This window comes from Citrobacter sp. wls826 (genome assembly GCF_005281245.1).
In the GTDB taxonomy this organism is placed as follows: domain Bacteria; phylum Pseudomonadota; class Gammaproteobacteria; order Enterobacterales; family Enterobacteriaceae; genus Citrobacter; species Citrobacter braakii.
On record NZ_SZWS01000063.1, the window covers coordinates 135,050 to 143,900 of the forward strand.

At 54.5% G+C, this 8,851-nt stretch carries 10 protein-coding genes and 1 pseudogene; 3 read left to right on the plus strand and 8 right to left on the minus strand.

The genetic code is table 11. The features are described 5' to 3' along the window. Together FDW87_RS19765 and FDW87_RS19770 are read left to right on the plus strand one after the other, a co-directional pair. A pseudogene (locus FDW87_RS19765) lies at positions 1-175 on the plus strand (PTS cellobiose/arbutin/salicin transporter subunit IIBC); the annotation flags it as partial. Positions 176-197: 22 nt separating this feature from the next. Further along, entirely contained in the window at positions 198-1,622 is a 1,425-nt protein-coding gene (locus tag FDW87_RS19770; RefSeq protein WP_137380089.1) for a 6-phospho-beta-glucosidase, read from the plus strand. A 76-nt stretch (positions 1,623-1,698) separates the two neighbouring features. Here the strand turns inward: FDW87_RS19770 and FDW87_RS19775 are convergent, their stop codons facing one another. Continuing rightward, positions 1,699-2,163, minus strand: a complete 465-nt coding sequence (locus FDW87_RS19775; RefSeq protein WP_016157319.1) for an OB-fold putative lipoprotein — start codon at positions 2,161-2,163, stop codon at positions 1,699-1,701. Between the two features lie 271 nt (positions 2,164-2,434). Here FDW87_RS19775 and FDW87_RS19780 point away from each other — a divergent pair, with 271 nt between their 5' ends. Continuing rightward, complete coding sequence (locus FDW87_RS19780; RefSeq protein WP_016154182.1) at positions 2,435-2,674, plus strand: SymE family type I addiction module toxin; 240 nt, start codon at positions 2,435-2,437, stop codon at positions 2,672-2,674. A 74-nt stretch (positions 2,675-2,748) separates the two neighbouring features. On the opposite strand, the gene hycI is transcribed toward FDW87_RS19780, so the two are convergent. The 7 genes from hycI to hycC form a co-directional block, all read right to left on the minus strand. After that, the gene (gene hycI, locus FDW87_RS19785; protein WP_016154183.1) at positions 2,749-3,219 is read right to left on the minus strand and encodes a hydrogenase maturation peptidase HycI; all 471 of its coding nucleotides are present in this window, start codon (positions 3,217-3,219) and stop codon (positions 2,749-2,751) included. Continuing rightward, positions 3,212-3,622 (minus strand): formate hydrogenlyase maturation HycH family protein, encoded by a 411-nt coding sequence (locus tag FDW87_RS19790; RefSeq protein ID WP_003037385.1) that lies wholly within the window; start codon positions 3,620-3,622, stop codon positions 3,212-3,214. The genes hycI and FDW87_RS19790 overlap by 8 nt, the downstream gene beginning before the upstream one ends. After that, positions 3,619-4,386 carry a formate hydrogenlyase subunit HycG gene (gene hycG / locus FDW87_RS19795; protein ID WP_003037388.1) on the minus strand — a complete coding sequence of 256 codons (768 nt, stop codon included), beginning with the start codon at positions 4,384-4,386 and terminating at the stop codon, positions 3,619-3,621. Before hycG ends, FDW87_RS19790 begins: the two co-directional genes overlap by 4 nt. Next, entirely contained in the window at positions 4,386-4,928 is a 543-nt protein-coding gene (gene hycF / locus FDW87_RS19800; protein ID WP_016154185.1) for a formate hydrogenlyase subunit HycF, read from the minus strand. The genes hycG and hycF overlap by 1 nt, the downstream gene beginning before the upstream one ends. Positions 4,929-4,937: 9 nt before the next feature. Beyond that, positions 4,938-6,647 (minus strand): formate hydrogenlyase subunit HycE, encoded by a 1,710-nt coding sequence (gene hycE / locus FDW87_RS19805; RefSeq protein WP_016154186.1) that lies wholly within the window; start codon positions 6,645-6,647, stop codon positions 4,938-4,940. A gap of 17 nt (positions 6,648-6,664) precedes the next feature. Further along, positions 6,665-7,588, minus strand: coding sequence for a respiratory chain complex I subunit 1 family protein (locus tag FDW87_RS19810; RefSeq protein WP_047414256.1), 924 nt, complete (start codon positions 7,586-7,588; stop codon positions 6,665-6,667). A 2-nt stretch (positions 7,589-7,590) separates the two neighbouring features. After that, positions 7,591-8,851: formate hydrogenlyase subunit 3 (gene hycC / locus FDW87_RS19815; RefSeq protein WP_252363267.1), on the minus strand; the 1,261-nt coding region annotated here is incomplete at its 5' end.

Sequence of the window (8,851 nt, forward strand, 5' to 3'; positions counted from 1 at the left end):
AGCCAATCCGATGACCATCGTTTGGGTGTTTGGCGTGATGGCGCTGGCGGTCGTGCTTTCCTTTGTATTAACACTGCTCCTCGGCTTTGAAGATATTCCTGTCGAAGATGCAGCCGCGCAGGCCAGAAAAAACCAGGCCGCGCAACCAGGCAATATCAATAGAGCCAGCATTTGACTGGTATGAACTGAGGTTAACTATGTCTGTTTTTCCGCAAGGATTTTTATGGGGCGGCGCACTGGCCGCCAACCAGTCTGAAGGGGCATACCGGGAAGGCGGCAAAGGGCTGACCACCGTCGATATGATCCCCCACGGCACAAACCGCATGGCCGTCAAACTGGGTCAGGAAAAACGCTTTACGCTGCGGGATGACGAATTTTATCCCAGCCATCAGGCAATCGACTTTTATCATCGCTATAAAGAAGATATCGCGCTGATGGCGGAAATGGGGTTTACGGTTTTTCGTACTTCCATTGCCTGGAGCCGTCTCTACCCCAACGGCGACGAGCTGACGCCTAATGAAGAGGGTATCGCGTTTTACCGGTCCGTGTTTGCCGAGTGTAAAAAATACGGTATTGAGCCGTTAGTTACGCTGTGTCACTTCGATGTGCCGATGCATCTGGTCAGCGAGTATGGCTCCTGGCGTAACCGCAAAATGGTGGAGTTCTTTACCCGCTACGCCCGTACCTGCTTCGAGGCCTTTGACGGTCTGGTGAAGTACTGGCTAACGTTCAACGAAATCAACATTATGCTGCACAGCCCTTTTTCTGGCGCCGGACTGGTGTTTGAAGAAGGAGAGAATCAGGATCAGGTGAAATATCAGTCCGCCCACCACGAACTGATTGCCAGCGCCCTGGCAACTAAAATTGCCCATGAAATTAATCCGCAAAACCAGGTCGGCTGTATGCTGGCGGGCGGTAATTTTTATCCTTATTCCTGTAAACCGGCAGATGTGTGGACCGCGCTGGAAAAAGACCGCGAAAACCTGTTCTTTATTGATGTGCAGGCGCGCGGGGCTTACCCCGCTTACTCTGCCCGTGTGTTTCGCGAAAAAGGCGTGGTGATAGAAAAAGCGGCGGGAGATGACGATATCCTGAAAAACACCGTCGATTTCGTCTCGTTTAGCTATTACGCATCGCGCTGCGCCTCCGCTGAAATGAATACTGGCAATACCAGCGCCGCTAACGTGGTGAAGTCGCTGCGTAATCCGTACATTGCCGCCAGCGAATGGGGCTGGGGTATCGATCCGCTCGGTCTGCGCATCACCATGAATATGATGTATGACCGCTACCAGAAGCCGTTGTTTCTGGTGGAAAACGGGCTGGGGGCGAAAGATGAGAGCGATGCTAACGGCGAAATCAATGACGACTATCGCATTAGCTATTTACGCGAGCACATTCGCGCCATGGCAGATGCTATTGAGGATGGCGTGCCGCTGCTGGGCTACACCACCTGGGGCTGTATCGATCTGGTTTCAGCCTCAACCGGTGAGATGAGCAAACGCTACGGTTTTGTGTATGTGGACCGCGATGACGCGGGCAACGGCACGTTAGCGCGTAAACGCAAAAAATCGTTCTGGTGGTATAAGAAAGTGATTGCGAGCAACGGGACCGATCTGGAATAACAATGTTGCCGGATGACACTGCCATCCGGCAACACGTATTATTCAGAATATATATACCCGCTGTCTGTTATCATTTTTATTGTACAACTTTAGGATTTTGCAGCAGCGGCAAAGGCGCTTCGCCCAACGCGTGGACCTGACCAATAATTGTCGCGCTCCGGCCAATCTGTAATGACTCAACATTCGTACTATTATGGGAGCCAAACTGGAACTGAATCACGTTGTTCGTTTTATTATTTTCGTCTTTCAGGCTGACAAGATAAGAATAAGCATTGGAAATACCATTAACCTTACGAATATCAATGACCACGCCCCGCAGCTTCACCCATTCACCAAGATAGTCCTTATTGGCTTTAACAGGATTTAAGGTATAGGGCGCGACAAAATCAGCGACGGACAAGGTTGGCATTGACGCAGCTGATGACTCCCCCGGTTGAAATAATCGGTCTCCCGCAGAGAAGAACGCGTCAGCCGCCGTCTCGCACCCGCTAAGAAGAGAGGAAATAATAATTAAATTTACCAAACGAATACCTGAACGCATAAATAACTCCTGTATATTAATTTCCCATATATTCAAATTCTAAATAATTCGAGTATATAACCTCCCTGAACAACGCCGAAATATAATATAACTCCCGTATTAGTAAAAGAAGAGAATATTCCCCCCCAACTATTATCAACTTCTCATCTTTTTCATTATTTGCATTCTATTTTCTGGATCTGCCTTCCAGTTTCGGGTTTGCCCTCCCGCCTTTTTACTGGCATTTTATTCAGTAGTTTTCCATCTCTTTATTTGTAACAAGGGAGTGTTTATGTCTGGTAAAAATGGCAATGCCGAAGCGGTTATCAACAAGCCATTACGTCATTTTAAAGTCAGCTATGTCAGAGTACGGCATGAAGATCGCAAAACCGGTTTTACACGACGTATAAGCCGCCATGCTTCACTCACGATGAACGGAGACTGGCTGGAACAGGCGGGGTTCCCAACGGGCACGTCGGTAAAAGTATCGGTTACGCAGGGGAAATTAATTATTGAACAAGCAGGTGAATAGTCTGTTTCGAGGGTGTCGACGTTATCCGGATGGTGGTAATGCGACACACCATCCGGTATTCAGTGCCCTCAGGCTCAGGCTTCCGGTGCCTCTAATTCAGCGAACCCACCGTGTCCTTCCCACCCGGCTAATCGCTGATAGACGGTATCTACCGCATCTTTGATCGGCTGTGTCATCGGGTAGTAAAAACCGACAATATCCGGCTGAATGCCAAGGAAAATCACCTCGCCAACGTCGTCTTTCAGCTGATCGACCAGGTAGTTCAGCGGCATGTTGTGGGTGGTCATCATGAACATCTCGGCAATATCATCAGGATCGATAATGCGGATTTCACCAGGGTTTAGCCCCATGTCGGTAGCATCCACAATCAACAGACGCTGCGGGCGCAACTCACGGATGGCGACGATGTCGTTTTCCGGCGCGCTACCGCCGTCGATGACAACCCATTGTCCTTGAGGATTTGCAGCACACATTTCGGCCAACAGCGGCCCCGCGCCGTCATCGCCCATCATGCTGTTACCCACACATAATAAAACGTCAGTCACGATGTCTCCTCACCATCAGATAGATGGCGCTTTCCTGGTGGATATCGTGCAGCATGCTAAGCATCAGCTTGCTCCACTCCTGCTGCTGCGGGGTCTGCACGGCACGCGCATCATCGAACGCGCGCGCCAGCATCTGCACATGGTTGAAATCGATGACGATCTCGCCGTACTTCGGCACGCCTTCCATTTTCCGGCGGGCTTCACTGCCTTCGGCAAGCGTGGCAATCCACGCCAGATATTCATCCCACGGACAGGTTAACGCCGCTTCCAGGCAATCGATGATCCCAAGGTGGTGACCAATCGCCAGGCTGTAATAGACAACCTGCTGCGCCTCAGCGGGCGTTGCATCGTTCTCATCAATAAACTTACGGCTCAGTTGACTGAACACCACCGTTTCACTCATCGGATACGCGCCTCTTCGACAACATGATTAAGATGCGTGACGATCTCGGTCAGACGCGGATCATTTTCCGCTTCCAGCCAGCGCGCCACCTGATGCTCGCCCTGCCCTAACTGTGTCATATAGTCATCAGCAATCTGGCGACCATAGCGGTAGCCCGCCAGACGGCGGGCTTCACGATCCACCTTCACGCGCAGCGGCTGAACCATGTCCGGATGCAGAATTTCAGCCGGCTGTTCGTCCAGTTCACCTGGCGCACGCGCGTGAATTTTTTGTTCCAGCAGACCCAGCGCCATTGCAAAACCGTACAGCGTAGCCGCAGGCGTTGGCGGACAGCCAGGAATATACACATCCACCGGTACGATTTTATCCGTGCCGCCCCATACGCAGTATAAGTCGTGGAAGATACCGCCGCTGTTACCGCAGGCACCGTAAGAGATACAAATTTTCGGATCTGGCGCAGACTGCCAGGCGCGCAGCGCCGGAGAGCGCATGGCACGCGTTACCGCGCCGGTAAACAGCAGGATATCCGCATGGCGCGGTGATGGTACAACTTTGATACCAAAACGTTCGGCATCAAACAGCGGAGAAAGCGTAGCGAAGATTTCGATTTCACAGCCGTTGCAGCCGCCGCAGTCCACACGGTAAACGTACGCTGAACGCTTGATGCTTTTAAGCAGCGATGCTTTCATGCTGGCAATGGATTCATCCACCGTCATCGGTACCGGAATACCGTTGGCGTCACGTGGGCCTAATAAATTGCTCATCAGCTGGCCTCTTTCATATGGCGAGTCAGTTCAATACGGTCAGACGGCACCAGGCATTTCTGGCGCTTACAATCCGGGCAGGTCTCAAAGCTTTCACGGTGGTTTTCCGCACGGCTGTCGCCGTTGTGCTTAAGTAGCGCAATGGCGTAATCGATCTCTTTTTGTACCGCAAATGGGCGGTTACATACGCGACAATTACACAGCGCAAAGCGGGACTGCTGCAGGAAATCCTCTTTCTTCCACACCGCCAGTTCATACTCCTGCGACAGCTTGATTGCCGCCGTCGGGCAGACTTCTTCGCAGCGGGCGCAGAAGATGCAACGGCCGAGATTGAACTGCCACGCCAGCTCATGGGTAACCAGATCGGTTTCTACCGTCAGCGCGTTCGACGGGCACGCATTCACACAGGCCGCACAGCCAATGCACTGCTGCGGATTGTGTTCCGGTTTGCCACGGAAGTTTTTATCGACCGCAATCGGCTCCAGCGGATACGACGATGTCGGCGCCCCGGTTTTGATGACTTTTTTGATAAAGGTAAACATGGCGATTCCTTATTTCAGCGGCGAGTTTTTACGCTCGATGCTGTAGCGCTCAAGTTCTTTGTACGGCACGACTTTGCTCTTCTTCTTACGCACATCGACCACGGTCATACGGTCGGTACAGGAGTAGCAAGGATCGAGGCTACCGATAATCAGCGGGGCATCGGAAACGGTGTTGCCACGCAGCATGTAGCGCAGCGTCGGCCAGTTGGCGTAAGTCGCCGCGCGACAGCGCCAGCGATACAGTTTCTGGTTGTCGCCAGTCATACTCCAGTGGATGTCATCCCCGCGCGGCGCTTCAGCAAAGCCCAGCGCAAAGCGGTGTGGAATGTAGGTGAAACCTTCCACAGCCAGCGGGCCGCCTGGCAGGTTGTCCAGACCAAAGTCGATCATATTCAGTGCGGTGTAGACTTCATTGATACGGACTTTCAGACGAGAAATAACGTCGCAACCCTGCTCACTGTGAACTTCCATCGGCAGCAGACCATAGCCCACAAACGGGTGATCGGCGCGGGTGTCACGCGCATGGCCGCTGGCGCGTACCATCGGGCCGACGTTACTGAAGTCACGGGCAATTTCCGGATCCAGACGACCAATACCTACGGTACGCTGTTCCATGTTCGGCGTGCTGAGCAGCATATCGACCAGTTCCTGCACGTCACGACGCATCTGCTGCGCCAGTTGACGGGTCTGGATCATATCCTCTTTCAACAGATCACGACGAATACCGCCGATCAGGTTCAGACCGTAAGTTTTACGTGCCCCGGTGAGGATCTCCGCCATCTTCATGGAGGTTTCACGCACGCGGAAGAACTGCATAAAGCCGGAGTCAAAACCGGTAAAGTGACAGGCCAGGCCGAGGTTCAGCAGGTGCGAGTGCAGGCGTTCAACTTCCAGCAGAATGGCGCGGATCATCTGCGCACGTTCCGGCACGACGATGCCCATCGCGTTCTCGACGGAGGTGGTATAGGCGGTGCTGTGCGCAAAGCCGCAAATGCCGCACACGCGGTCGGACAAGAAGGTCACTTCGTTGTAACCCATGCGGGTTTCCGCCAGCTTCTCCATGCCGCGGTGGACATAGAACAGACGGTAGTCGGCGTCGATGATGTTCTCGCCGTCAACAAACAGACGGAAGTGACCGGGTTCATCAGAGGTGACGTGCAGTGGGCCAATCGGCACTACATTATTTTTCTTGTCTCCCAGTTCGTTGATGAACTCGTAGGTTTCAGCATCGGTAGTCGGCGCGGGGCGCTGGCGATAATCCATGCTGTCTTTACGCAGCGGGTAGAGTTCGTCCGGCCAGTCATCCGGCAGTACCAGACGACGCTCATCGGGCAAACCAACCGGGATCAAACCGTACATATCGCGCACTTCGCGCTCGCCCCAGACCGCAGCAGGCACGCGCGGCGTGACGGACGGGAACTCCAGCTTATTGGCATCGACCTCAACGCGCACGGTAATCCAGCACTTGGTTCCCTGCTCCATCGACAGCACGTAGTAAACGGCATAATGACCGCACAGCTGACGTTCGTCGTTACCAAACAGCACGGACAACCAGCCGCCCTGTTTGTAGTACAGGAACTCCACCACTTCCGGCAGGTAGTTCACCTTGACGGTGATCGTCAGCTGATCTTTGGTCTGCCAGGCTTCATCCAGCACGACGCCCGGGAAGGCCTGGTGCAGCGCCGCGAGATATTGTTGACCTAATTTTTCTTCAGACATGCTCAAACTCTCTTAAATCACGCCACCAGCAAGGAGACGAACGCTAAAAACGCAAACCCAAAACCGGCCCAGGTCACGCGTGAAGTGGCGCAAAAACGCAGACGCGCCATGCTGTTTTCGAACAGGGCGATGACCAGCACGCCGAGAACCAGTTTGACGACGGCAATCACCAGCGCCAGCAGCAGCCCACCCGAGGCGAAGGTTTCCATCTGTCCCCACGGCAGGAACACGCCAACGAACATTTGCAGAACGACCAGTTGCTTAAGGCTAATGCCCCATTTCAGCACCGCAAAACCGCTGCCGCTGTATTCGGTCAATGGACCTTCCTGCAGCTCCTGCTCTGCCTCTGCCAGATCGAACGGCAGTTTGCCCATTTCGATAAAGGTGGCGAAAGCACAGGCGCACAGCGCCAGAATCAACGGAATGCTGCGTGCAGCTGGCCAGTGATAAATGGTATCGGCGATATTGCTGATATGCGTTGAGCCAGCAACCTGCGCCGCAACCCACAGACCCAGCAGCAGGATAGGTTCAACCAGCACGCCGAGCATCGCTTCGCGGCTGGCGCCAATAGCGGTAAACGGGCTACCGGTATCCAGGCCCGCGATAGAGAAGAAGAAGCGGGCGATGGCGAACAGGTAAATTAAGGTGATCAGATCGCCCAGTTGCGGCAGTGGTGAGCCAACGGTCACTACCGGCAACGCGGTGGCGATAGTCAGCATCACACCCACCATCACAAACGGCGTCAGGCGGAAAACCCAACTGGAATCCGCAGGCGCAATGCTCTGACGGCCCAGCAGTTTGATGATGTCGCGGTATTCCTGCAAAACGCCCGGACCGCGGCGATTGTGCAAACGCGCACGTGCCACGCGGGTAATACCGGACAGCAGCGGCGCAACGGCAAACAGCACCAGCGCCTGAATTAACGGATATAAAACACTCATTCTCAGGCTCCTCGTGAAACCACAATCACCACCAGTACCGCCAGCTCAATCAGCGCCAGGCGACGGAACAGCACCGGTGCAGCCGCATTCTGCCAGCCCGGAACCAGTGATACCGGATTCAGCCATTTGCGCAGTTTGAGTACCGGCGCAAAGGCTTCTTTCACCGGCATGGCAAAACCGTGTGCGGTAATGACCATTGACTGCTCGTGATCGTAACCACACACCCATGCCGCACCGCGTGAACGCGATGGCAGACGGTTGCCTTTGAAAATCGCCATGATGATGAACGGCAGCAGCGGACATGCGATCAGCAGCAGCGTGATCATTGGCTGAGAAACGGTGGTGTTCGCGGTTTCCAGCGGCAGCGGAACGGCAGCGGAGATCATCGGCAGCAGCCACGGCGCAGCAACGCCCCCAATCACGCAGCAGATAGCCAACGCGACTACGCTAACGCCCATCAGGATTGGCGCGCAGCAGGCATTTTCAGCTTCCTTCGTGCGCGGTGCACCAAGGAACGTAACCCCATAGACTTTCGCCATACACATCACCGCCAGCGCGCCGGTAATCGCCAGTCCTACCGCCAGCAACGGTCCTAACAGACGACCGACAAACGCGCCGCTGTTGCCAAGCTTAAAGAAGGACTGGTAGATAACCCACTCACCGGCAAAACCGTTCAGCGGCGGCAGTGCGGCCATCGCCATCAGGCCAAACAGCATCGCCAGAGAGATAACCGGCATACGTTTACCGATACCGCCCAGTTTTTCGATATCACGATGACCGGTACGGAACCAGATGCTGCCTGCGCCCAGGAACAGAACGCTTTTGAACAGGCTGTGGTTTACCAGGTGGTACAGACCGCCGGTCAAACCCAGCGCAATCAGTGCAGGTTGATTCAGGGAAATTCCGGTTACGCCTGCGCCCAGACCCAGCAGAATAATGCCGATGTTTTCCAGCGTGTGATATGCCAGCAGACGCTGAATGTTGTGTTCCATCAGTGCATACAGACCGCCGACAAACGCGGTGATCATTCCCAGCACCAGCAGCGTAATGCCCCACCACAGCGGCGCGTTACCGCCCAGCAGCGACAGGGAGAGAATACCCAGCAGACCCACCTTCATGACGACGGTAGAGAACAGCGCCGCAGCCGGTGCGCTGGCGTTGGCGTGTGCCTGTGGCACCCATCCGTGCAGCGGAATAATCCCGGCCAGCAGGCCAAAACCCGCCACGCCCAGCAGCCAGATATCAGACCCGAGCGGCAGCTCC

What these genes read in the sequence shown, in the direction of transcription:
- FDW87_RS19780 (WP_016154182.1), top strand. Translation starts at nt 2,435, where the DNA reads ATGTCTGGTAAAAATGGCAATGCCGAAGCGGTTATCAACAAGCCATTA.
- hycG (WP_003037388.1), bottom strand. Translation starts at nt 4,386, where the DNA reads ATGAGCAATTTATTAGGCCCACGTGACGCCAACGGTATTCCGGTACCG.
- FDW87_RS19775 (WP_016157319.1), bottom strand. Translation starts at nt 2,163, where the DNA reads ATGCGTTCAGGTATTCGTTTGGTAAATTTAATTATTATTTCCTCTCTT.
- FDW87_RS19790 (WP_003037385.1), bottom strand. Translation starts at nt 3,622, where the DNA reads ATGAGTGAAACGGTGGTGTTCAGTCAACTGAGCCGTAAGTTTATTGAT.
- FDW87_RS19770 (WP_137380089.1), top strand. Translation starts at nt 198, where the DNA reads ATGTCTGTTTTTCCGCAAGGATTTTTATGGGGCGGCGCACTGGCCGCC.
- hycE (WP_016154186.1), bottom strand. Translation starts at nt 6,647, where the DNA reads ATGTCTGAAGAAAAATTAGGTCAACAATATCTCGCGGCGCTGCACCAG.
- FDW87_RS19810 (WP_047414256.1), bottom strand. Translation starts at nt 7,588, where the DNA reads ATGAGTGTTTTATATCCGTTAATTCAGGCGCTGGTGCTGTTTGCCGTT.
- hycF (WP_016154185.1), bottom strand. Translation starts at nt 4,928, where the DNA reads ATGTTTACCTTTATCAAAAAAGTCATCAAAACCGGGGCGCCGACATCG.